Source organism: Streptomyces sp. NPDC059695 (genome assembly GCF_042733785.1).
Taxonomy (GTDB): domain Bacteria; phylum Actinomycetota; class Actinomycetes; order Streptomycetales; family Streptomycetaceae; genus Streptomyces.
Genome location: NZ_JBHWFF010000012.1, coordinates 99,196 through 121,697, shown reverse-complemented (window position 1 = coordinate 121,697; position 22,502 = coordinate 99,196). Strand labels below are relative to the sequence as shown.

Annotated in this window: 20 protein-coding genes; 16 read left to right on the top strand and 4 right to left on the bottom strand. The window is 72.5% G+C overall.

Features of this window, described 5'->3' with window-relative positions:
• Positions 1-105: 105 nt before the first annotated feature.
• The gene (locus ACFV2S_RS17240; RefSeq protein ID WP_385559229.1) at positions 106-666 is read left to right on the top strand and encodes a hypothetical protein; all 561 of its coding nucleotides are present in this window, start codon (positions 106-108) and stop codon (positions 664-666) included.
• A 67-nt stretch (positions 667-733) separates the two neighbouring features.
• On the opposite strand, the gene ACFV2S_RS17235 is transcribed toward ACFV2S_RS17240, so the two are convergent.
• Complete coding sequence (locus tag ACFV2S_RS17235; protein WP_385559226.1) at positions 734-1,474, bottom strand: Clp protease N-terminal domain-containing protein; 741 nt, start codon at positions 1,472-1,474, stop codon at positions 734-736.
• Between the two features lie 393 nt (positions 1,475-1,867).
• On the opposite strand from ACFV2S_RS17235, the gene ACFV2S_RS17230 reads away from it, so the two are divergent.
• Together ACFV2S_RS17230 and ACFV2S_RS17225 are read left to right on the top strand one after the other, a co-directional pair.
• Complete coding sequence (locus ACFV2S_RS17230; protein ID WP_385559223.1) at positions 1,868-2,557, top strand: RNA polymerase sigma factor; 690 nt, start codon at positions 1,868-1,870, stop codon at positions 2,555-2,557.
• Positions 2,557-3,663, top strand: a complete 1,107-nt coding sequence (locus ACFV2S_RS17225; RefSeq protein ID WP_385559220.1) for a hypothetical protein — start codon at positions 2,557-2,559, stop codon at positions 3,661-3,663. The genes ACFV2S_RS17230 and ACFV2S_RS17225 overlap by 1 nt, the downstream gene beginning before the upstream one ends.
• Before the next feature lie 153 nt (positions 3,664-3,816).
• Here the strand turns inward: ACFV2S_RS17225 and ACFV2S_RS17220 are convergent, their stop codons facing one another.
• Positions 3,817-4,692 (bottom strand): peptidoglycan-binding protein, encoded by an 876-nt coding sequence (locus ACFV2S_RS17220; protein ID WP_385559217.1) that lies wholly within the window; start codon positions 4,690-4,692, stop codon positions 3,817-3,819.
• A 119-nt stretch (positions 4,693-4,811) separates the two neighbouring features.
• Here ACFV2S_RS17220 and ACFV2S_RS17215 point away from each other — a divergent pair, with 119 nt between their 5' ends.
• From ACFV2S_RS17215 to ACFV2S_RS17205, 3 genes are all read left to right on the top strand, one after another.
• Complete coding sequence (locus tag ACFV2S_RS17215) at positions 4,812-6,392, top strand: methylmalonyl-CoA mutase (protein ID WP_385559214.1); 1,581 nt, start codon at positions 4,812-4,814, stop codon at positions 6,390-6,392.
• 94 nt (positions 6,393-6,486) lie between these two features.
• Positions 6,487-7,143: a leucine efflux protein LeuE gene (leuE, locus tag ACFV2S_RS17210; protein WP_385559211.1), complete on the top strand. Its 657-nt coding sequence runs from the start codon at positions 6,487-6,489 to the stop codon at positions 7,141-7,143.
• A gap of 37 nt (positions 7,144-7,180) precedes the next feature.
• Positions 7,181-8,002, top strand: coding sequence for a MerR family transcriptional regulator (locus ACFV2S_RS17205; RefSeq protein ID WP_385559208.1), 822 nt, complete (start codon positions 7,181-7,183; stop codon positions 8,000-8,002).
• A gap of 64 nt (positions 8,003-8,066) precedes the next feature.
• Here ACFV2S_RS17205 and ACFV2S_RS17200 read toward each other — a convergent pair whose 3' ends face one another.
• Complete coding sequence (locus tag ACFV2S_RS17200; RefSeq protein WP_385559205.1) at positions 8,067-9,383, bottom strand: polysialyltransferase family glycosyltransferase; 1,317 nt, start codon at positions 9,381-9,383, stop codon at positions 8,067-8,069.
• Complete coding sequence (locus tag ACFV2S_RS17195) at positions 9,380-10,396, bottom strand: glycosyltransferase family 2 protein (RefSeq protein WP_385559202.1); 1,017 nt, start codon at positions 10,394-10,396, stop codon at positions 9,380-9,382. Before ACFV2S_RS17195 ends, ACFV2S_RS17200 begins: the two co-directional genes overlap by 4 nt.
• A 219-nt stretch (positions 10,397-10,615) precedes the next feature.
• On the opposite strand from ACFV2S_RS17195, the gene ACFV2S_RS17190 reads away from it, so the two are divergent.
• The 10 genes from ACFV2S_RS17190 to ACFV2S_RS17145 all read left to right on the top strand — a co-directional run bounded on the left by ACFV2S_RS17190 (position 10,616) and on the right by ACFV2S_RS17145 (position 22,489).
• Positions 10,616-11,935: a DUF6716 putative glycosyltransferase gene (locus tag ACFV2S_RS17190; protein WP_385559199.1), complete on the top strand. Its 1,320-nt coding sequence runs from the start codon at positions 10,616-10,618 to the stop codon at positions 11,933-11,935.
• Entirely contained in the window at positions 11,935-13,119 is a 1,185-nt protein-coding gene (locus tag ACFV2S_RS17185) for a cytidylyltransferase domain-containing protein (RefSeq protein ID WP_385559196.1), read from the top strand. The genes ACFV2S_RS17190 and ACFV2S_RS17185 overlap by 1 nt, the downstream gene beginning before the upstream one ends.
• Before the next feature lie 9 nt (positions 13,120-13,128).
• Positions 13,129-14,022, top strand: a complete 894-nt coding sequence (locus tag ACFV2S_RS17180; protein WP_385559193.1) for an N-acetylneuraminate synthase family protein — start codon at positions 13,129-13,131, stop codon at positions 14,020-14,022.
• Positions 14,019-15,188 carry a hypothetical protein gene (locus ACFV2S_RS17175; RefSeq protein ID WP_385559190.1) on the top strand — a complete coding sequence of 390 codons (1,170 nt, stop codon included), beginning with the start codon at positions 14,019-14,021 and terminating at the stop codon, positions 15,186-15,188. The genes ACFV2S_RS17180 and ACFV2S_RS17175 overlap by 4 nt, the downstream gene beginning before the upstream one ends.
• A 116-nt stretch (positions 15,189-15,304) precedes the next feature.
• Positions 15,305-16,525 carry an amidohydrolase gene (locus ACFV2S_RS17170; protein ID WP_385559187.1) on the top strand — a complete coding sequence of 407 codons (1,221 nt, stop codon included), beginning with the start codon at positions 15,305-15,307 and terminating at the stop codon, positions 16,523-16,525.
• A 305-nt stretch (positions 16,526-16,830) separates the two neighbouring features.
• A complete protein-coding gene (locus ACFV2S_RS17165; RefSeq protein WP_385559184.1) occupies positions 16,831-17,895 on the top strand; it encodes a BMP family protein in 1,065 nt (354 codons plus the stop codon).
• A gap of 118 nt (positions 17,896-18,013) precedes the next feature.
• Positions 18,014-19,726: an ABC transporter ATP-binding protein gene (locus tag ACFV2S_RS17160; RefSeq protein ID WP_385559181.1), complete on the top strand. Its 1,713-nt coding sequence runs from the start codon at positions 18,014-18,016 to the stop codon at positions 19,724-19,726.
• Positions 19,723-20,838, top strand: coding sequence for an ABC transporter permease (locus tag ACFV2S_RS17155; protein WP_383786512.1), 1,116 nt, complete (start codon positions 19,723-19,725; stop codon positions 20,836-20,838). The genes ACFV2S_RS17160 and ACFV2S_RS17155 overlap by 4 nt, the downstream gene beginning before the upstream one ends.
• Positions 20,835-22,097: an ABC transporter permease gene (locus ACFV2S_RS17150; RefSeq protein ID WP_385559176.1), complete on the top strand. Its 1,263-nt coding sequence runs from the start codon at positions 20,835-20,837 to the stop codon at positions 22,095-22,097. Before ACFV2S_RS17155 ends, ACFV2S_RS17150 begins: the two co-directional genes overlap by 4 nt.
• Complete coding sequence (locus ACFV2S_RS17145; RefSeq protein ID WP_383786517.1) at positions 22,094-22,489, top strand: cytidine deaminase; 396 nt, start codon at positions 22,094-22,096, stop codon at positions 22,487-22,489. The genes ACFV2S_RS17150 and ACFV2S_RS17145 overlap by 4 nt, the downstream gene beginning before the upstream one ends.
• The last annotated feature ends 13 nt before the right edge of the window (positions 22,490-22,502 follow it).

Genomic DNA, 22,502 nt, shown 5'->3' with positions numbered 1-22,502 from the left:
CACGCCAAGGCCACTGGCATGATTCCGGCCGCGCAGTGACGAAAAAGCGCCCCTCGGCGCAGTAGGGGACGTACTGCGTCCGCATCGGGTGGCGAGGAGGCGTCCATGACGTCGGGGAACGGCCGGAGCCTGCTGGAACTGATCGACGGGGCCGACGAGCGAGGGCTGGCCGCGGCCGGACTCGCCTGCCTCGACCGCTGTCTGCCGCTGCTCGCCCCCGACGGGGCCGACGCCCTGCGCCCCGTGTGGGCGGCCGTCGCGCGCGGCGACGGGAACGCCTGGGGCGAGGCCGTCGCCAAGGCCCGCGTCGCACTCGACGCCGACGGCACCGAGGACGCCGAGGCCGTCCGCGTCATGCTCACCCGGGCCCCGGCGGACTGGACCGCCGAGGCCCTGCGGGCCTGGGCCGGCGACTGCTCCGTCGCCGCCCTCGCCCTGCACGGGCGGTACGACGCGGCCGGGGCGCCCGACGGCCTCGTCGAGCGCTGCCGGGCCGGGGACGCGGACGGCGCGGGCCCGCTGCTCGCCGGGGAGCTCCGCCGCCAGCAGGCCGTCCTCGAATCGGCCGCACACGGCCCGACCGGACTGCGCCGGGCGCGCGAGCTCTCCGTCGAGGGCGGCCGGGTGCTGCGCGCGGTCGTCTCCCGCCGGGCCCGCACCGCGTAGGGGTGCCGCCGGCCGGGCCGGGCCCGCGACTCCGGCCCGATCGACGGGACACCCCGCGGGAACCGCGCTACTCGGACTCGGGCGCCTCGATCACGACGGAGGCGACCGCCTCCGCGATCTCCCGCTCCGCCGTGGCCTTGTCCAGGCCGAGCCCGCTCAGCACGCCCCGCCCGTCCTCCTGCTCCAGCAGGGCCAGCAGGATGTGCTCGGTGCCGACGTAGTCGTGGCCGAGGCGCAGGGCCTCGCGGAACGTCAGCTCCAGGACCTTCTTCGAGTCCGCGTCGAACGGGATCAGCGCCGGGACCGTCTCGGCCCGCGGCGGCAGCGTCGCGGTCACCGCCTCGCGCACCGCCTCCTCCGTCACGTCGTGCCCGGCCAGCCACCGCATGGCGAGCGACTCGGGGTCGGCGAGCAGGCCGAGGACGAGGTGACCGGGCACGATCTCGGCGTGGTCGCCCTTCCGGGCCTCCTCCTGCGAGACCACGACGACCGATCGGGCGCGCGGGGTGAAGCGGCCGAACCCGGCGCTCGGGTCCATCTGGGCGCCGTCGGGGCCCTTCGGCACGAAGCGCTTCTGGGCCGCCTGGCGGGTGACGCCCATGCTGCGTCCGATTTCGGTCCAGGAGGCGCCGGAGCGCCGCGCCTGGTCCACGAAGTGGCCGATGAGGTGGTCGGCGACGTCGCCGAGGTGGTCCGCGGCGATGACCGCGCCGGAGAGCTGCTCCAGGGCGTCCGGATGGACCTTCTTGATGGCTTCGATGAGTTCGTCGAGACGGACGGGGATCTTCGGGCCGACTGGATTCGTCATGAGGCAACCCTAGGTTGACACCCCTTCACTGTCAACGGCCGGTTGACACTCGAAGGGTGGAATCCGCCCCGGGAGACGCGGGATCGCGCGAACGGGTGAGAAACGGAGGGGGAAAGGGGAGACGACCGGGGCCGCCACCCCCCACAGGAGAGGCCCCGGTCGTCATCCACGGAGCCGCAGCACGGCTCCGTACTCCTATCAGCGCCAGGGGTGCGGTTTCTGTCACACTCACGCGGGCCGCCCGAAGGTTGCAAGTTGTACAAAGACCCCGGACCGCGTGGACGTGACGCCGCGACACGACGTAGCGTGCAGGTGCGCGAGGCCGCAGGGCGGTGATGACCAGCCGCGATGACGCGGGGCGCGACCACGTCGCCGACGAACAGGGTTTGGGGAGTGCTGGGGGACGACGCGGAGCTGACGGCCGCGGTGCTCGCTGCGCAGGACGGGGACGAGGACGCCTTCCGTACTGTGTATCGCGCCGTGCAACCCCGGCTGCTCGGCTACATACGCACGCTGGTCGGCGAAGCGGACGCCGAGGACGTCGCCTCCGAGTCCTGGCTCCAGATAGCCCGCGACCTCGACCGCTTCGACGGCGACGCGGACCGGTTCCGTGGCTGGGCGGCCCGGATCGCCCGCAACCGCGCCCTCGACCACATCCGGATGCGCGGCCGCAGACCCGCCGTGGGCGCCGACGAGACCGAACTGACCGACAAGCCCGCCGACTCCGACACGGCCGGCGAAGCCCTGGAGGCCCTCGCCACCGGCGACACCATGCACCTGATCGCCCAGCTCCCGCAGGACCAGGCCGAGGCCGTCGTCCTGCGCGTCGTCGTCGGCCTCGACGCCAAGAGCGCCGCCGACACCCTGGGCAAGCGCCCCGGCGCCGTGCGCACCGCCGCCCACCGGGGGCTCAAGAAGCTCGCCGAACTCCTCGGGGCCGACGGCGGGCCGGACGGGCCGGACGGCCCCGGCGAGGCCCTCGTCCCCCTGGACGGTGTCCCTCCGCAACGCGGCCGCGCGCCGGGGGCCGTGTCCCCCGGCGGTGTGACGCAATCGCGTCCGCGTACGCAGAAGGACATGTGATGGCCGACGAGCGCTACCAGTGGCTCGACCAGGAGGCCGCGGAGCGGCTGCTCCGGGGCGAGCCGGTCGAGGCCGTCGGCGACGGGGCGCGCCACCAGGCCGAGCGCCTCGCCCGGGCCCTCGGCACGGCCCGTGTCCCCGCGACCCCGCCGGCCCCGGACACCGAGCTCCCGGGCGAGGCGGCGGCGCTCGCCGCCTTCCGCGAGGCCACCGCCGGGCGGGCCGCGGCCCGGGCGCCCTCCGCCGTGCCCGTCCCCGCGGGCCGCGGCCGCGACCTCGGCCAGGTGCGGCTCGCGCCCGCCGCCCCGGCGCGCCGCTGGGGACGCTCCGTGCGGTACGGCCTCGCCGCCGCGTTCGCCGCCGTCACGGTCGGCGGCGTCGCCGTCGCCGCCGGTACGGGCGTGCTGCCGCTGGTCGGCCCGGCGCCCGCCAGCTCCGTCACGGCGGGGGAGACGGCGGACCCGCTCGTCTCGAAGGAGCCCGGCATACGCCAGGACCCCGAGGCACCCCCGACGGACCCGGGCGGCGACCCCACGCCCGGCTCGTCCCCCTCGGCCGACGGGTCCACCGCACCGACCCCCCGCGCCCCGGACGGGCGCGGTTCGACCACCCCCGCACCGCGCACGCCGGAAGCGGGCAGCACGACCGGGAGCACCGGCACGGGCGACTCCGGCTCCGCGGACCTCCGGGAGAAGGCCCTCAAGGCCTGCCGGCAGTACCGCACGGGCACGCTCGACGCCACCGGCCGCCGGCAGCTCACGAGGACCCTGCGCGGCGGCGAGACCCTGCGCCTCTACTGCGACCGGATCCTCTCGGGCGACACCGGTACGCCGAAGGACGACGGCCAGGACGGGTCCAAGGACTCCAAGGACGGGTCCAAGGACGACTCCAAGGACGACGGCAAGGGCGACCAGGACGGCGACGGCGGCCGCAGGGGCGGCTCCAAGGGCGGCGCCCCCGGCGGGAACACCGGGAACACCGGCACGGTCGGCGGCATCCGGGACCGGGCCGGAAGCACCCTTCCCGACGCCCGGCTCCAGGCCGGAGTCACCGCCGCGCCGCCCGCCGGAATCACCGCCGAGGTACGCGTCCCGCTCGGGGTGTAACACTTCTCGGCCCGTCGGCGCAGTAAGAAATGCCGACTGGTCATCGGCCGCGCAGCGAGCCGGGGTTCCCCCCGTACCTACGGCTCCGCGCACCCGGCGCGGGTGGGACACGTTCCCCCGGTCCCACCCGCGCCCCTTCTTCCTCCCGCGCCGCTACCAGTGGACGACGACCTTGTCGCCGGGCTTCACCTGGTCGAAGAGGGCCGAGAGCTTGGCCCGGTCCCGGACGTTGACGCAGCCGTGCGAGGCACCGGCGTAGCCGCGCGCCGCGAAGTCCGCCGAGTAGTGCACCGCCTGGCCGCGGCTGAAGAACATCGCGTACGGCATGGGGGTGTGGTAGATCGTCGACGTCCAGTCGCGCGCCTTCCACTCGACCTTGAAGAGACCCTCACGGGTCGGCGTGTTCTCCGAGCCGAAGCGGACGTCCATCGACGAGACGACGCGGCCGTCGATCATCCAGGCGAGCGTCCGGCTCTCCTTGCTGATGCAGAGCACCCGGCCGGTCATGCACCGCGGGTCCGGGGTGTCCAGCTGGTTCGTGGTCGCGGGCTTCAGCTCGTCGGCGGTCGGCTTCCGGCTCGCCGACAGCAGCTGCCGCCAGGTCGTCTCGTCGACCGTGCCGGTCTCCGGCAGCCCCCGGCGCGCCTGGAACTTCTTGACCGCGCCCGCCGTCATCGTCCCGTAGAAACCGGTGGGGGCCCGGTCGAAGAAGTCGAGCTGCCGCAGCCGCGCCTGGAGCTCGCGCACCTGCTCGTTCTCGTCCCCGTCGCCCAGGAGCGGCTTCGGCGCCGTCGCCCCGGTGGACGGGCTGCCGGAGGGCGACCCGGTGGGGAAGGTGGCGGACGGGGACGGCGGCTTGCCGTCCGACGTCGGGGCGTCGGTCGGCGTGGCGCCGGGCGTCCCCGCCGAGGCCGAGGGCGGCGCGGCGGGCGTACCCGTACCCGTCCCGTCCGGCGTACAGCCGGCGGCCAGCGCCAGCGCCGCCGCTGCCAGAACCACTCTGCGTATGACGGCCGAAGACCGCTTCATCGTTGCCCCCCGTGGTGCGTCGTGTGTACGTAGGGATGCTTCCCGCGCGCGTGCGGTTGCGCACGCGGGGCACGGACCGCGCATCCTGTGAGGAAGCAGGTCTATCGGGAGGCACACGCATGGCGCGCGAGTCGGAGTCGGGGCTGCCCGTCGAGCCGGTGTACGGGCCGGACACCCTGGACGGCTGGGATCCCGCGGAGAAGCTGGGCGAGCCGGGCTCGTACCCCTTCACGCGAGGGGTGTACCCCTCGATGTACACCGGACGGCCCTGGACCATGCGGCAGTACGCCGGCTTCGGCACCGCCGTCGAGTCCAACGCCCGCTACCAGCAGCTCATCGCCAACGGCACCACGGGCCTGTCGGTCGCCTTCGACCTGCCGACCCAGATGGGCCACGACTCCGACGCCCCGATCGCGCACGGCGAGGTCGGCAAGGTCGGCGTCGCCGTCGACTCGCTCGACGACATGCGCGTCCTGTTCGACGGGATCCCGCTGGACCGGGTCTCCACGTCGATGACCATCAACGCCCCCGCCGCGCTGCTCCTCCTCCTCTACCAGCTCGTCGCCGAGGAGCAGGGCGTCCCGGCGGACCGGCTGACCGGCACGATCCAGAACGACGTGCTCAAGGAGTACATCGCGCGGGGCACGTACATCTTCCCGCCGAAGCCCTCGCTGCGGCTGACCGCCGACATCTTCAAGTACTGCCGGGCCGAGATCCCGAAGTGGAACACCATCTCGATCTCCGGCTACCACATGGCCGAGGCCGGCGCCTCGCCCGCGCAGGAGATCGCGTTCACCCTCGCCGACGGGATCGAGTACGTCCGGACGGCCGTCGCCGCCGGCATGGACGTCGACGACTTCGCGCCCCGCCTCTCGTTCTTCTTCGTGGCCCGTACGACGCTCCTGGAGGAGGTCGCCAAGTTCCGGGCGGCCCGCCGGATCTGGGCCCGGGTGATGAAGGAGGAGTTCGGCGCCGAGAACCCCAGGTCGCAGATGCTCCGCTTCCACACCCAGACCGCCGGCGTGCAGCTCACCGCGCAGCAGCCCGAGGTCAACCTCGTCCGGGTCGCCGTCCAGGGCCTGGCCGCCGTCCTCGGCGGCACCCAGTCCCTCCACACCAACTCCTTCGACGAGGCCATCGCCCTGCCGACGGACAAGTCCGCCCGCCTCGCCCTGCGCACCCAGCAGGTCCTCGCCTACGAGACGGACGTCACCGCGACCGTCGACCCGTTCGCCGGCTCGTACGTCGTCGAGCGCATGACGGACGACGTCGAGGCGGCCGCCCTGGAGCTGATGGGCCGCGTCGAGGAGATGGGCGGCGCCGTCAGCGCGATCGAGCGGGGCTTCCAGAAGGGCGAGATCGAACGCTCCGCCTACCGGATCGCGCAGGAGACGGACTCCGGCGAGCGGGTCGTCGTCGGGGTCAACCGCTACGCGATCGACGTCGAGGAGCCCTACGAGCCGCTCCGCGTCGACCCCGCCATCGAGGCCCGGCAGGCCGAGCGCCTCGCGCGGCTGCGCGCCGAGCGCGACCGGCCGGCCGTGGACGCGGCGCTCGCCGCGCTCCGGAGGGCCGCGGAGGGCACGGACAACGTCCTCTACCCGATGAAGGAGGCGCTCAGGGCCCGGGCCACCGTCGGCGAGGTCTGCGACGCCCTGCGCGCCGTCTGGGGCACGTACGTCCCGACCGACGCGTTCTGACCGGCCGCTCCGACGGCCCGGCTTCACCTTCTGGTCGATTTCGCCTGTTGAAACTTAAAGCGGAAGGTCGTACCGGTGTGCGACACTCCGCTTCATGCTGGGTGTCACCGATCTTCCGACCTATCTCGCCGGGCTCGTCCTCATCATCCTCCTCCCGGGGCCGAACTCGCTGTACGTGCTGTCCGTCGCCGCCCGCAAGGGCACCCGCACCGGATACAAGGCCGCCGCCGGGGTCTTCACCGGCGACGCCGTCCTGATGACGCTCGCCGCGCTCGGCGCCGCGTCCCTGCTCCAGACCACCCCGCTCCTCTTCACGATCGTGAAGTACGCGGGCGCGGGCTATCTGACCTGGATGGCGATCGGCATGCTGCGGGCCGCCCTGGCCATGTGGCGCACCCGGCACGAGGCCGCCGCCGAGGCCGTGACCGAGGAGGACGCCGGACCGTCCGAGCACCCGTACCGCCGGGCGCTGATCATCAGCCTCTTCAACCCGAAGGCGATCCTCTTCCTGATCTCCTTCTTCGTGCAGTTCGTGGACCCGTCCTACGCCTACCCGGCGCTCTCCTTCCTGGTCCTCGGCACCCTGCTCCAGCTCGGCAGCTTCCTCTACCTGACGACCCTGATCTTCGGCGGCACCCGGCTCGCCGCCGCCTTCCGCCGCCGCAAGCGCCTCTCCGCCGGAGCGACCTCCGCCGCCGGCGCCCTCTTCCTCGGCTTCGCCGCGAAGCTCTCCCTCAGCAGCGCCGCTTGACCCTCACACCGTGTGAGGCCGTTCCGTAGGGGGCGTCATGTTCACCATCGGAGACTTCGCCCGGCACGGGCGGGTGTCGGTCCGGATGCTGCGCCATTACGACGCCATCGGACTGCTGCGCCCGGCCCACGTCGACCCGTACAGCGGCTACCGCTTCTACTCGGCGGACCAGCTCGCCCTGCTCAACCGCGTCATCGCGCTCAAGGACCTCGGCTTCACCCTCGAACAGGTGGGGGCGATCCTCAGGGACGAGATCGGTGCGGAGGAGCTGCGGGGGATGCTGCGTCTGCGCCAGGCCGAGCTGGAGGCGGCCCTGGAGGCGGCGCGGGCCCGGCTCGCCCAGGTCGGTGCGAGGCTCCACGCCATCGAGAGTGAGGGACGCATGTCCACCCAGGACGTCGTCGTCAAGAAGGTCCCCGCCGTCCGCGTCGCCGAGCTGAGCGGGATCGCCGCGAGCTTCGGGCCCGAGGACATCACCCCGGTCATCGGACCGCTGTACGAGGAGCTGTGCGGCCGCCTGGAGGCCGCGGGCGTCACCGGCTTCGGTCCGGCCGTCGCGTACTACGAGGACGCCGGCGAGGGCGACGGTTCGGTCCGCGTGCACGCGGCGACGACCGTGCCCGAGGGGGCCGTCGCCGAGGGCGTCGAGGTGCACGTCCTGCCCGGCATCGAGGAGGCGGCCACCATCGTCCACCGCGGTTCCATGGACGAGATCCTGCCGACCGTGCAGACGCTGGCCGCCTGGATCGACACCAACGGCTACCGGTCCGCCGGCTACGCCCGTGAGCTGTACCTGGAGTGCCCGGAGGACCCGGCCGGCTGGGTCGCCGAGATCCAGGAGCCGATCGTCCGCGCCTGAGCGCACCCCTGCGGGCCCGGGACCCCCGCACGGGTTCCCGGGCCCGCCGTCCGTGGCGGGTCCGCTACCTCTTCAGCGCCCTGCGCAGCCGCAGCGCGCGGCGCGCGAGCCGGCGGACCTTCGGGTGGCGGGGGATCGGCAGTCCGCCCGGCAGGTTCAGGACGGTGAGCCGGCGCCGGGTGAAGTGGTGCCGGGTGCGCTCGGCGAGCGGGCCCGACAGGTGCCGTACGGCGGGCTCCCGCAGCTCCGGGCGGATCTTCGGCTGCATCGCGAAGCCGACCGCCGCGACCAGGTCGTTCAGCTCCTCCGTACCGATCCCGGTGCCGGCGCCCTCGTCCTCCAGGGGCGGGACGACCGCGTCGACGACCGTGAGCGGGATCCGGTTGCTGTTCTGGAAGGGCGTGAGCCGCTCCAGGAGGGCGCGCGTGCCGACCCGGGCGACCGGCAGCCCGTAGAAGGTCGCCGCCGTGAGCAGCGCCGTCGAGAAGCAGCCGACGACGAGCGCCGGCCGCAGCTCGCGGTAGAGCACCTCCGCGAGGACCGGCCGGTCCTCGACGGTCAGTTCGGCGCCGAGCTCCGCCGCCGCGTCCACGAGCGTCCGCGTCCAGGCGTCCGGGGCCGTCGGGTGCGGCTTGAAGACGAGCCGCCGGTGGCCGCGGGCGACCGCGCCCCGGACCATCCGCAGGTGCAGCTCCTCCTCCTCGGCGGCGGTCAGCAGGTTCAGCGCCGCCAGGTACTGGCCGAGGAGCAGCACGGGGCCCTCCCCGGCGGTTCCGGCGGCCGGTCCGGCCAGCTCCTCGACGACCTTCGTGAAGGCCTCCGTCGGTACCGCCTCGGGCACCGCGCCGAATTCGGCGAGCAGCAGCGGCGCGAGCCCGGGGACGAGGTCCAGGTGGAGCAGCCGGTCCACGCGCCCGCCGATCAGGGGGTCGATCTTGTTGCGGGTCGGCCCGTAGCTCATGAGGCCGTCCGCGTACACGGTGACCGGCGCGTCGGGCAGGAGCTGGGCGATGGCGAGCGCGGGCGTCACCTGGAGGGACTCCAGGGCGATCTCGACGCGGTCGTCGCCCAGGTCCCAGAGCTTGCGCAGATGCCGCTGGAGGAGCGGCAGGTCGCTCGGGCGCGGGCTCCAGCCGGCCGGGTGGAGCGGGGAGATCGTCTCGTTCCAGGACAGGACGGCGTCGAAGCGGCCGCGCAGCCGCTCGAAGCCCTCGGCCTCGTCGAGGGCGGGGGTCGTCTCCGGCACGGCCGCGTTGTTGGTGACCAGCAGGATGCGGCGGCCGGCGGGTGCGAAGGCGCCGCTGTCGAGCGCGGCGGCGAGCGTCACGGCGCCGTAGAGGGTGGAGGCGCAGAAGATCTGGGTGGTCCGGCGGGCGCTCACGCGGCCACCTCCGGGGAGCCGGCGCGGTCCCGGACCGGTGCCGCCGGCGGGGGTGCGGGGCGGCGCCTGCGCAGGCGCCGCAGCACCGATGCGCGGTCCCCGCCCATCGCCGTCAGGACCTCGTCGAGGACCCCCTGCGGCATCCGCCGCAGCGCGCCCGCGCTCATCGCCTTCAGCCGGCGCGCCACCTCGGGTTCGAACTTCTCGATCGAACCGACATGGTGGGAAATCACGGCGCAATATGTTCGGACGGCTTTGGGGAGAAGGAGATCGGCGTCCTTGTCCTGCGCCGTTTCCTCGATCACCTGGTCGAAGGCGCGGATGAAATCCAATTGCCGGACATCGCCGATCTGGGTGAGCGAGGTGGCCACCCCGCGCCGGTAGAACACGCCGAGTTCCCCGATGGCGGCGAACGATTCCGCCTCGCGGTGGAGTTTCCAGATCCACGGCCGGTCCTCCGCGGTCCGCAGGCCGTGCGGGAAGTGCAGCAGGCCGCGGTCGAGGAGCCGCCGGTGGTAGATCCCGGCCCAGGCGTACGGGTAGTCGACCGAGGTCGTCCGGTGCGACGGCAGGATCGCGTCCCGCGGCCGCAGCACCTCGCCGCGCCGGGGGACCGGCACGCGGCGCACCGCGCGGTTGCGGCCGGTCACCGTGACGTGGTCGGTGCGCAGGAAGTCGCTGCGCAGCTCCTCGGCGGCGGTGACGAGCCGGTCGTAGTAGCCGGGGGCGAGCCAGTCGTCCCCGTCGAGGAAGGCGAGGTACTCGCCGCGGGCGGCGTCGAGGCCGGTGTTCCGGGCCGTGGCGAGGCCCTCGTTGTGCTCGTGCCTGATCAGGACGGCACCCGGGATCTCGCGCGCGGCCCGTTCGAGGAGCTCGGGAGTCCCGTCGGACGAGCAGTCGTCGACGAGGAGGAACTCGAAGTCCTCGCGGGCGTTGGCCCGCAGGCTCGTGAGGGTGTCGGGGGCGTATGTCTGCACGTTGAAGAACGGCACGACGACGGAGAGCTTGACCACGCGGCCGACGCTAGGCGCCGCCCCGGCATTACCGCCGACCGCCGGGCAGCCTTTCGGTGAACACCAAGCGGCGGGCCGATTAACCGCCTTTACCCGCGGGGGAAATCAGCCGCCGCGCGTCCGGATAGCGACCCACTTCAGCGGGCGGAGAGGCTCTGTTCACCGTTTGTTGTGGCTCAGTTGGGCCGAAAAGCGGAATGCCCTTCTAGCGTCCTCGACGTGCCAGCAAGTACCAGAGAAGCGGTACGGGTCGCCGTACTCGCCGACTCCGACACCCGGTGGAAATGGGGCGCCCTCACCGCGCGCCGCATCACCACGGCGACCGCCGAACCCACCGGTTTCGTCCTGCGGGGACGGGCCACGCCCACCGCGCGCCAGCTCGCCGAGACCGGGGTGTCCACGACCACCCCGCGCGAGGTGACGGGCGCGGAGTTCCTGCGCGCGATACGGGACGCGGAGGCGCGCGGCGAGGGATACGACGTGCTCGTGCTCGCCCTGGTCGGCGGTACCGTCCGGGCCGTCCTCCAGGGGCTGGCCGACCTCGCCCCGGAGCGGCGCCCGGTGGTCGTCACCGGCTACGTCGGCGTCGTCTACGAGAAGCTCACCGACGGTCTCCTGCTGCGCCACGGAGCCGACGTGGTCCTCGCCAACTCGCGCCACGACGCCGAGCGTTTCCGCGCCGTGTACGAGGGCGTGGGCGCCGGCGCCGGCTCGGTCGTCGAGGCCGCGCTGCCCTTCCTCGGCGGCGCCCCGTACGCTCCCGTGGCCGGCCGCGACACCCTGGTCTTCGCCGCCCAGCCCTCCGTGCCCGCCACCCGCGCCGAACGCGCCTACGTGCTGCGGCGGCTGATCGGACACGCCCGCCTCCACCCGGGCCGCGAGGTGCTCCTCAAGCTCCGCTCCAAGCCGGGCGAACACACCACGCACCTGGAGGAGTTCCCCTTCCAGAAGCTGGTCCGCGAGCTCGATCCGCCGGACAACTTCCGTCTCGTGTACGGGCACATGGGCGAGGTCCTCGACCGCACCGACCTCCTGGTCACGGTCTCCTCGACGGCCGCCCTCGAAGCGCTGCACCGCCGGATCCCCACCGCGATCCTCACCGACCTCGGCGTCCGCGAGGCGCTCGGCAACCACCACTTCGTCGGCTCGGGCCTGCTGACCTCCTTCGACCGCCTCGACAAGGGGGACGTGCCGGCGGCCGACGAGACCTGGCTCGCCCGGCAGGGCGTCGCGGCTGGGGGTCCCCCCACGTCGCAGGGCGTAGGGGGAGGCTCGTACGAGGGGGCCTTCGACGCCGCCCGCGACCGGGTCGCCGAGCTCCTCGCGCTCCCGGCGCTGCCCCCGATCAGCCCCTACTACACCGCGGAGACGGCCCCCGGCTACCTGCCCGGGATCCTCGCCCGCCACCGCCTGGACGTCACCGCGCCCGAGCCCCGCGAGAGCGGGCTGCGCCGGGTCGTCCGGGAGGCCGCGCGGGGCGCGTACCGCCACGGCGTGCAGCGCGTCGCCCCCGTCATCCGCCGCCTGGGAGAACTGTGATGTCGTCCCCGATCGTGCTCGCCGTCGTCCCCGCCCGGGGCGGCTCGAAGGGCGTGCCCGCCAAGAACCTCGCCCCGGTGGCCGGGATCCCCCTGGTCGCCCGCGCCGTCCACGCCTGCCTCGGCGCCCGCACCGTCACCCACGTCGTGGTCTCCACCGACGACGCGGCCATCGCCGCGGCCGCCCGCACCGCCGGGGCCGAGGCCGTCCGGCGGCCCGCCGCGCTCGCGGGCGACACGGCGACCAGCGAGGCCGCCGTCCTGCACGCGATGGACGCCTTCGAGGCCACCCACGGGCGCCCGGCCGACGTGGTCCTCCTCGTGCAGTGCACCAGCCCCTTCCTGACCTCCGACGAGGTCGCCGAGACCGCCGGGCGGATCGTCTCGGGCGCCGCCGACACCGCGTTCACGGCCGCCCCGGCCCACGGCTTCCTCTGGCGCGAGGGCCCCGAAGGGGCCACCGGCGTCAACCACGACAAGGCCTTCCGCCCGCGCCGCCAGGACCGGGAGCCCGAGTACCTGGAGACCGGCGCCGTCTACGCGATGGACGCGGCCGGCTTCCGTACCCACAAGCACCGCTTCTTCGGCCGCACCGCGCTCGTCGTCACCGACCCCGCCCGGGTCCTGGAGATCGACGACCCGCACGACCTCGCCCGCGCCAAGGCCCTCGCGCCGCTCCTCGACGAGCCCGTCACACCCGGCTTCGCCGACGTCGACGCCGTCGTCCTCGACTTCGACGGCACCCAGACCGACGACCGGGTCCACCTCGACGCCGAGGGCCGCGAGTTCGTCTCCGCGCACCGCGGCGACGGCCTCGGCATCGCGGCCCTGCGCCGCGCCGGGCTGCCCGTCCTCATCCTCTCCACCGAGCAGAACGCCGTGGTCGCCGCCCGCGCCCGCAAGCTCAAGATCCCCGTCCTGCACGGCATCGACCGCAAGGACCGCGCCCTCAAGGAATGGTGCGAGGCCGAGGGCATCGACCCGCAGCGCGTCCTCTACGCCGGCAACGACGTCAACGACCTGCCCTGCTTCCACCTCGTCGGCTGGCCCGTCGCGGTGAGCAGCGCCCACGACTCCGTACGGGCCGCCGCCCGCGCGGTCACCGTCACCCCGGGCGGCTCCGGAGCGATCCGCGAGATCGCCGCCTGGCTCCTCGGACCCGAGCTGAACACCCCCAACCCGTAAGGAACCACCATGAGCACCCGTCTGCGCACCCTCGGCACCAAGACCGCCGGCCCGGGCCACTCCGTCTACGTCTGCGGCGAGATCGGCATCAACCACAACGGCGACCTCGACAACGCCTTCAAGCTGATCGACGTGGCCGCCGAGGCCGGCTGTGACGCCGTCAAGTTCCAGAAGCGCACCCCGGAGATCTGCACCCCGCGCGACCAGTGGGACATCGAGCGCGACACCCCCTGGGGCCGGATGACGTACATCGAATACCGCCACCGCGTGGAGTTCGGCGAGGACGAGTACCGCGCCATCGACGAGCACTGCAAGGAGCGCGGCATCGACTGGTTCGCCTCCCCGTGGGACACCGAGGCCGTCGCCTTCCTGGAGAAGTTCGACGTCCCCGCCCACAAGGTGGCCTCCGCCTCGCTCACCGACGACGAGCTGCTGCGCGAGCTGCGCGCCACCGGCCGCACGGTGATCCTCTCCACGGGCATGTCGACGCCGAAGCAGATCCGCCACGCGGTCGAGGTCCTGGGCAGCGACAACATCCTGCTCTGCCACGCCACCTCCACCTACCCGGCGAAGGCCGAGGAGCTCAACCTCCGCGTCATCCAGACGCTCCAGGAGGAGTACCCGAACGTCCCGATCGGCTACTCCGGCCACGAGACCGGCCTCCAGACCACGCTGGCCGCCGTCGCCCTCGGCGCCACCTTCGTCGAGCGCCACATCACCCTCGACCGCGCCATGTGGGGCTCCGACCAGGCCGCCTCGGTCGAGCCGCAGGGCCTCCAGCGCCTCGTCCGCGACATCCGCACCATCGAGACGGCGCTCGGCGACGGCGTCAAGAAGGTGTACGAGTCGGAGCTCGGCCCGATGAAGAAGCTCCGCCGGGTCCAGGGCGCCGTCGCCGCATGACCGGGCAGCTGGCGTTCGTCGAGAGCCCGGTCCAGCTGCTCAACGTCCTGGAATGGGCACACACGCAGAACCCCGTCGCGGGCACACGCTCCGCGGGGGTCCCCACGGCGCCCTCGACCGGTGACCCGGCCGACGCCGCTCGTGCCGACGCCGGGCCCGTGGACGCCGCTCCCGTGGACGCCACCCCGCCCCTCACCGTCGTCGTCCTCTCGCCGACCGACCCCATGTCGCGGGGCCAGCTGCGCCGGATGGCCCAGCTGGCCCGCGACCAGGGGCTCACCGTGCGCTGGCAGGAGGCCCGCGGCGGCCGGGGTGCGCTCGTCCGCACCCTGCGCGAGCTCTCCCGGCCGCTGCGCTCGGCGGAGCGGGTGATCATCGGGGACCCGTTCTCCCGGTACGTCCAGCTCCTCCTGACGCTCTTCGCCCCCCGGCACCTGACGGTCGTCGACGACGGCACCGCGACGATGGAGTTCGCCGCCCAGCTCGGCCGCGGCGAGCGCCTGGTGCGCTGGCACCGCAAGGGCAGCCTCGGCCCCCGTGAGCTGGTCCTCGCGCCGGTCACGAGCCTCGCCCGGCGCAAGCTGGCCCCCACCCGGGGCCGTACCGTCGAGATCTTCACCTCGCTGCCCGTCGAGGCCCCGCCGGGCGTCACGGTCACCGAGAACGCGTACGCCTGGACCCGGGACACCTTCGGTCCGCCGAAGCTCACCGGCGGCGCCGACCTGGTCGGCACCTCGCTCGTCGAGACCGGTGTCGTCGACGCCGACCACTACGCGCGCGTGGTGAGCGAGCTCGCCCGCGCCCACGGCGCCACCCGCTACTTCGCGCACCGCCGGGAGAGCGCCGAGAAACTGCACCGGATCGCGGTCGAGACGGGCCTCCAGGTGGTCCGGCCCGATCTGCCCCTGGAGCTGATCGCCCGGCGCGGCCCCATCGGGCGCACCGTCGTCAGCTTCCCGTCCACGGTCGTGCACACCCTGCCACTGGCCCTCGCCGGCACCGGGGTGAAGGTCGCCGTCATCGAGATAGCGCCCGAGTGGCTGCGGGCGACCGCCTCGCCCCGTGCGCAGGGCTTCCTGTCCGGGGTGGCGGGCACCGCGGCCCACGAGGTCGACCGTCTCACCGCCCGGGCGTCCTCTCCGGCCGACCGGCTCGAATTCGGCTGAGGGTACCCACAAGGAGTGAGCTTCATGCCTGTGAAACCGAGATTCTTTCCCCTAAGGGGCTGAAATTCTCGTGATCAACGGGCAGTTGACCTCTCGACGGGCCTACCCTTCAAAGGGTGAACCAGTTGAAGTCCCGTGAGCCAGGCTCCGTCACCCTGCCCGGAACGCTGTCCGACTCCCTGCGCGACGAACTCGTCGCCTTCCGCAGGGACTTGCACATGCACCCCGAGCTCGGGAACCAGGAGTTCCGTACGACCGCCGCGCTCAAGGCCCGCCTGGAGGCGGCCGGCCTCGCGCCGGAGGTCCTCCCGGCCGGCACCGGGCTCATCTGTGACATCGGCACCCGGGACCCGGGCCGGGGCATGCTGGCGATCCGCGCCGACCTCGACGCGCTCCCCATCCCCGACGTGAAGACCGTCGCGTACCGCTCCACCGTGGCCAACCGCGCCCACGCCTGCGGACACGACGTCCACACCACGACCGTCCTCGGTGCCGGGCTCGTCCTCGCCGAGCTCGACCGCCGGGGCCTGCTGCCGAACGCCGTGCGGCTGATCTTCCAGCCCGCCGAGGAGGTCCTGCCCGGCGGCGCCGCCGACGCCGTGGAGGCCGGGGTCCTGGACGGCGTCGGCCGGATCATCGCCGTCCACTGTGACCCCCGCGTCGACGCGGGGAGGATCGGGCTCCGGGTCGGCCCCATCACCTCCGCCTGCGACCGCCTGGAGATCACCCTCGACGGCCCCGGCGGCCACACCGCGCGCCCGCACCTCACCACCGACCTCGTGACCGCCGCCGCCCGGGTCGCCACCGACGTCCCGGCCGTCCTCGCCCGCCGCGTCGACGCCCGCTCGGGCCTCTCGGTGACCTGGGGCCGCATCGAGGCCGGCCACGCCCCCAACGTCATCCCGCAGCACGCCGAGCTCTCCGGCACCGTCCGCTGCCTCGACCTGCCCTCCTGGCGGGACGCTCCCGACCTGGTCCACGCGGCGATCGACGAGGTCGCCACCCTGCACCGGGCCAAGTCGACCGTCACCTACGTCCGCGGCGTCCCCCCGGTGGTCAACGACCCGGTCGTCACCGAACTGCTCCGCGACGCCATGACGGCCCGCCGCGGACCGCAGTCGATCGAGGACACCGAGCAGAGCCTCGGCGGCGAGGACTTCTCCTGGTACCTGGAGCACGTCCCCGGCGCCATGGCCCGCCTCGGCGTCCGTGCCCCCGGCGACACCCGGGTCAGGGACCTCCACGCCGGCGACTTCGACGTGGACGAGCGGTGCATCGAGGCCGGCGTGGAGCTCTTCACGGCCGCGGCCCTGCTCGACGCCACGCCCCAGCGCTGATTTCCGGCCGGACGGACGGCCGGAAGGACCCCTCGGGGCCCGGTCGCCCGTCCGGCCCAGCACCGCCTCCCCCGACCGGCCCAGCGCCCGGCGCGTCGGCTCCCGGGCCCCGTCGGGCCGCCCCTCCCGGGCGATATAACCGGCGGTACCGGGCCGAACGCCCCCGGTCGCCTCGGCTGGCCGGTTCGCGACGATCCGATAACGACTCATGAACGGGTCTTTAACTGACATCTACGCGCGTTACGATCGCCGCGAAACCAGCGCCGGAAGAGGCGCTTTCGGTCAGTCTTGAAGGGACCCTCCTCTTGCGCCGGATCACCAGGATCACGACCGTGGGCATCGCCACCGCGGCGCTCGCGCTCTCCGCCACCGCCTGCGGCAAGTCGTCCACCGACTCGGGTGCGAGCTCCAGCTCGACCTCGGGCTCGAAGGCGACCAAGGTCGCCATCGCGTACGACATCGGCGGCCGCGGCGACCAGTCCTTCAACGACGCCGCCTACGCGGGTCTGAAGAAGGCCGAGGACGAGCTCGGCGTCAAGGGCTCCGAGGCCGAGCCGTCGCAGGGCGAGAGCGACGCCGACAAGGTCGCGCGCCTCACCTCGCTGGCCCGCGCCGGCAACAACCCGGTCATCGGCGTCGGCTTCTCCTACGCCCCGGCCATCGCGAAGGTCGCCAAGGCCTTCCCGAAGACCACGTTCGGCCTCATCGACGACACCTCGGTGACCGCCCCGAACATCGCCAACCTGGTCTTCAACGAGGAGCAGGGCTCCTACCTGGCCGGCGTCGCCGCCGCCAAGGCCTCCAAGTCCGGCACGGTCGGCTTCATCGGCGGTGTCGAGGTCCCGCTGATCAAGAAGTTCGAGGCGGGCTTCACCCAGGGCGTCAAGGACACCAACCCCAAGGCGAAGGTGCTCACCCAGTACCTGACCCAGCCGCCGAACTTCGACGGCTTCTCGAAGCCCGACCTCGGCAAGGCCGCCGCCCAGGGCCAGCTCGACAAGGGCGCCGACGTGATCTACGCCGCCGCCGGTCTCGCCGGCTCCGGTGCCATCGAGGCCGCCTCGGCCGCGGGCAAGTGGGCCATCGGCGTCGACTCCGACCAGTACAAGCAGGCGGGTCTGGCCTCGTACAAGGACCAGATCCTGACCTCGGTCACCAAGGACGTCCAGGGCTCGGTCTTCAACGTGATCAAGTCGGTCAAGGACGGCAAGCCGCAGACCGGTGAGATCCGCTACGGCCTCGCCGCCAACGGCGTCGGCCTGGCCGACTCCAACCCGGCGTACGTCAAGATGACCGACGTCACCGCCGCCGTGGAGAAGGCCAAGCAGGCCATCGTCGACGGCAAGATCACGGTCAAGACCGCTCCGTAAGGACACCCAGGTCACGACCTGCAGCCCGGGCCCGGCGTCCGGTGGCACCCCCACCGGACCCGGGCCTCGGCCCCATTCCCGTACGGGTTTTCAGTTTTCGGCAGCGCTACGCGTGTAGATGTCTCCCTGGCACGATAACTTCGCCCCGCCCTGCCCTCCCGCTCCCACTCCTTCCGGCCAAGGAGAGTGCGTCATCAACGCGTCCAGCCCCCCTGCCGTAGAACTGCACGGCATCACCAAGCGATTCCCCGGCGTCGTCGCCAACAAGGACATCGCCATCACGGTCCGCAAGGGCACCGTGCACGCCCTCATCGGCGAGAACGGTGCCGGCAAGTCGACCCTCATGAAGATCCTCTACGGCATGCAGAAGCCGGACGAGGGCACCATCGCGGTCGACGGCGAGCAGGTCACCTTCTCCAGCCCCGGTGACGCCATCGCGCGCGGCATCGGCATGGTGCACCAGCACTTCATGCTCGCCGACAACCTCACCGTCCTGGAGAACGTCGTCCTCGGCGGCGAGAAGCTCTACGGCATCGGCGCCAAGGCGCGGAAGAAGATCAAGGAGATCTCCGACGCGTACGGCCTCGGGGTCCGTCCCGACGTCCTCCTGGAGGACCTCGGCGTCGCCGACCGGCAGCGCGTGGAGATCCTCAAGGTCCTCTACCGCGGCGCCAAGATCCTCATCCTCGACGAGCCGACCGCCGTCCTCGTCCCGCAGGAGGTCGACGCGCTCTTCGACAACCTGCGCGAGCTCAAGGCCGAGGGCCTCACGGTCATCTTCATCTCGCACAAGCTGGGCGAGGTCCTGAAGGTCGCCGACGACATCACCGTCATCCGCCGGGGCACCACGGTCGGCACCGCCGACCCGAAGACCGCCACCACCAAGCAGCTCGCCGAGCTGATGGTGGGCAGCGAGCTGCCCTCGCCGGAGACCCGCGAGTCGACGGTCACCGACGTCGCCATGCTCAAGGTCGAGGGCCTGACGCTGCTGGAGAGCGGCGCCTCCGGCGCCCCGCTGACCACCGCCGCCCCGGCCGACCCGTCCGCGACGGTCACCGTGCACGAGGAGGTCGCCTCCGGCCGCAAGCTCCTCGACGACGTCTCGCTCACCATCCACAAGGGCGAGATCCTCGGCATCGCCGGTGTCGAGGGCAACGGCCAGACCGAGCTCATCGAGGCCCTGATGGGCATCGCCACCCCCGACGCGGGTGCGGTGATCCTCGACGGCGAGGACATCTCCAAGGTCTCGGTGCGCAAGCGCCGCGAGGGCGGCATCGGCTACATCCCCGAGGACCGCCACCGCCACGGCCTGCTCCTGGAGGCGCCCCTCTGGGAGAACCGGATCCTCGGCCACGTCACCGAGGCCCCCAACTCCAGGCGCGGCATCCTCGACCCGAAGGCCGCCCGCAAGGACACCGAGCGGATCGTGCGCGAGTACGACGTCCGCACGCCCGGCATCGACGTCACCGCGTCGTCCCTCTCCGGCGGCAACCAGCAGAAGCTGATCGTCGGCCGCGAGATGAGCCACAACCCCAAGTTCCTGATCGCCGCCCACCCCACCCGCGGTGTGGACGTCGGCGCGCAGGCGCAGATCTGGGACGCGATCCGGGACGCCCGCCGCGAGGGCCTCGCGGTGCTGCTGATCTCGGCCGACCTCGACGAGCTGATCGGCCTCTCCGACACCCTCCGTGTCATGTACCGCGGCAAGCTGGTCGCCGACGCCGACCCCGCCACCATCACGCCCGAGCAGCTGGGATCCGCCATGACCGGCGCAGCCACCGGCCGCCTCGAAGGCACCGAAGAGCAGCCCGAAGACGGTGACGCCCGATGATGAAGATCGACAAGGACAAGCTGATCATCGGGGCCGCCGGCCCCGTGCTCGCTCTGGTCACGTCCTTCGTGCTCACCGTCCTGGTGCTGCTCGCGACGGGCCTCGACCCGATCGAGCCGATCCGGCTGATGATCGAGAACGCCGGGTACTCCGACGTCCAGGTCCTCATCGTCAACCAGACGGGGATCTACTACCTGGCGGCCCTGGCCGTGGCCATCGGCTTCCGGATGAACCTCTTCAACATCGGTGTCGAGGGCCAGTACCGCCTCGCCGCGATGGTCTCGGCGCTGGTCGGCGCCGCCGTCGAGCTGCCCGGTCCGCTGCACATCCTGCTCATCGTGATCGTCGCCATCGCGACCGGTGCGATCTGGGCCGGCATCGCGGGCATCCTGAAGACCACCCGGGGCGTCTCCGAGGTCGTCTCCACGATCATGCTGAACGCCATCACCACCTCCCTGGTGGCCTGGCTCATCCTGCCGAAGAACTTCGGCGTCCAGCCCGCCGGCTCCAACGACCTCACCACCGGTCAGATCGCCGAGTCCGGCTGGTTCCCCGGCATCGACATGGGCGACGGCGGCCAGATCTACGGCTTCACCTTCGTCGCGCTCGCGCTCGGCGTCGTCTACTGGTTCGTCATCAACCGCACCCGGTTCGGCTTCGACCTGCGCGCCACCGGTGAGAGCGAGTCCGCGGCCCAGGCCAGCGGCGTCGACGCCAAGAAGATGATCCTCACCGCGATGCTGATCTCGGGCGGCCTCGCCGGTCTGGCCGGCATGCCGATCCTGCTCGGCGAGTCGCACACGTACAGCCTGGCCTTCCCGGTCAACGTCGGCTTCACCGCCATCACCGTCGCCCTGCTCGGCCGCAACCACCCGGTCGGCATCCTCTTCTCGGCTCTCCTCTTCGCGTTCCTCGACAAGGCGTCCTCGAACCTCGACGTCTCGGGTTACCCGAAGGAGATCACCCAGATCATGCAGGGCATCATCGTGATCGCCGTGGTCGTCTCCTACGAGCTCGTCCGCCGTTACGGCACCCGTCGCCAGCAGCAGAAGGTCGGCGAGGAGCTCGCCGCCGGCGGCGCCATCAAGACCGACAAGGAGGTCTCGGCATGAGCACCGGCACTGTCGCCAAGCCGAGCGCCGCGCCCAAGAAGGCCGGACGCCGCAAGCTGACCTGGCCCTGGATCCTGCTGATCGTCGCGGCCGGTCTCGTCCTCTTCTCGCTCGTCCGCGTCGTCTCCGGCGCCGACGACCTCACCTCCGTCGGCCAGATCTCGGGCGCGCTCCAGCTCGCCGTGCCGATCGCCATGGCCGGTCTCGGCGGCCTGTGGGCCGAGCGCGCGGGCGTCGTCAACATCGGCCTCGAAGGCATGATGGTGCTCGGCACCTGGTTCGGCGCCTGGGCCGGCTACCAGTGGGGCCCGTGGACCGGCGTCGTCGTCGGCATCCTCGGCGGCGCGCTCGGCGGCCTCCTGCACGCGATCATCACCGTCACGTTCAACGTGAACCACATCGTCTCCGGTGTGGCGATCAACATCCTGGCGGTCGGCTTCACCCAGTACCTGTCGAACTTCACCTTCGACAAGGCCGAGGGCGGCTCCTCCAAGCAGTCCCCGCGCATCGATCCGATCACCGACATCACCATCCCAGGGCTCTCGGACTGGCTGATGGACCTCCAGCAGAAGCACTGGTTCCTGATCTCGGACATCGCCGGCATCCTCGGCGGCCTGGTCACCAACCTGTCGCTGCTGACGATCGTGGCCGCCCTGCTCATCCCGGCCACCTGGTGGATCCTCTGGCGCACGGCCTTCGGCCTGCGGCTGCGCTCCTGCGGTGAGAACCCGGTCGCGGCCGAGTCCCTGGGCGTCAACGTCTACAAGTACAAGTACATCGCCGTCGTCGTCTCCGGCGGCCTCGCCGGCCTCGGCGGCGCGTTCCTCGCGATCGTCTCCACCGGCATCTACCAGGAGGGCCAGACCGGCGGCCGCGGCTACATCGGTCTCGCCGCGATGATCTTCGGCAACTGGATGCCCGGCGGCATGGCACTCGGCGCGGGCCTCTTCGGCTTCACCGACAGCCTCAAGCTGCGCGGCGGCGCCGAGAACGTCCACGCGCTGCTGCTGCTCGTCGCGCTGCTCCTCGTGATCGCCGCGCTCTGGCAGCTGTACCGGAAGAAGTACGTGGTCGCGGCCGTCTCCGGCGGCTTCTCCGCCGCCTTCTTCCTCTGGTACTTCCTGACCGACGAGGTCCCGAGCCAGTTCGTCGACGCCGCCCCGTACATCACCACCCTGCTCGTGCTCGCCCTCTCGGCACAGCGCCTGCGGATGCCGAAGGCGGACGGCCTGCCGTACCGCAAGGGCGAGGGCAAGTGACGACGGCGCCCGACTGGGACCTGCTCCGGGAGACCGCCCGCGAGGCGATGTCCCGCGCGTACGCCCCGTACTCGGGCTACCCGGTCGGCGCGGCGGCCCTCGTGGACGACGGGCGGGTGGTCTCCGGCTGCAACGTGGAGAACGCCTCCTTCGGCCTCGGCCTGTGCGCGGAGTGCGGGCTCGTCTCGCAGCTCCAGGCCACCGGCGGCGGCCGGCTCACGCACTTCGTGTGCGTGGACGGCCGGGGCGAGTCCCTGGTCCCGTGCGGGCGCTGCCGTCAGCTGCTCTACGAGTTCGGGGGCCCCGAGCTCGTCCTGGAGACCCCGGCCGGTCTCCTGACCCTGGCCGAGATGCTCCCGCAGGCCTTCGGCCCGGACCACCTCGCCAAGTAGTTCCTCGGAGCGG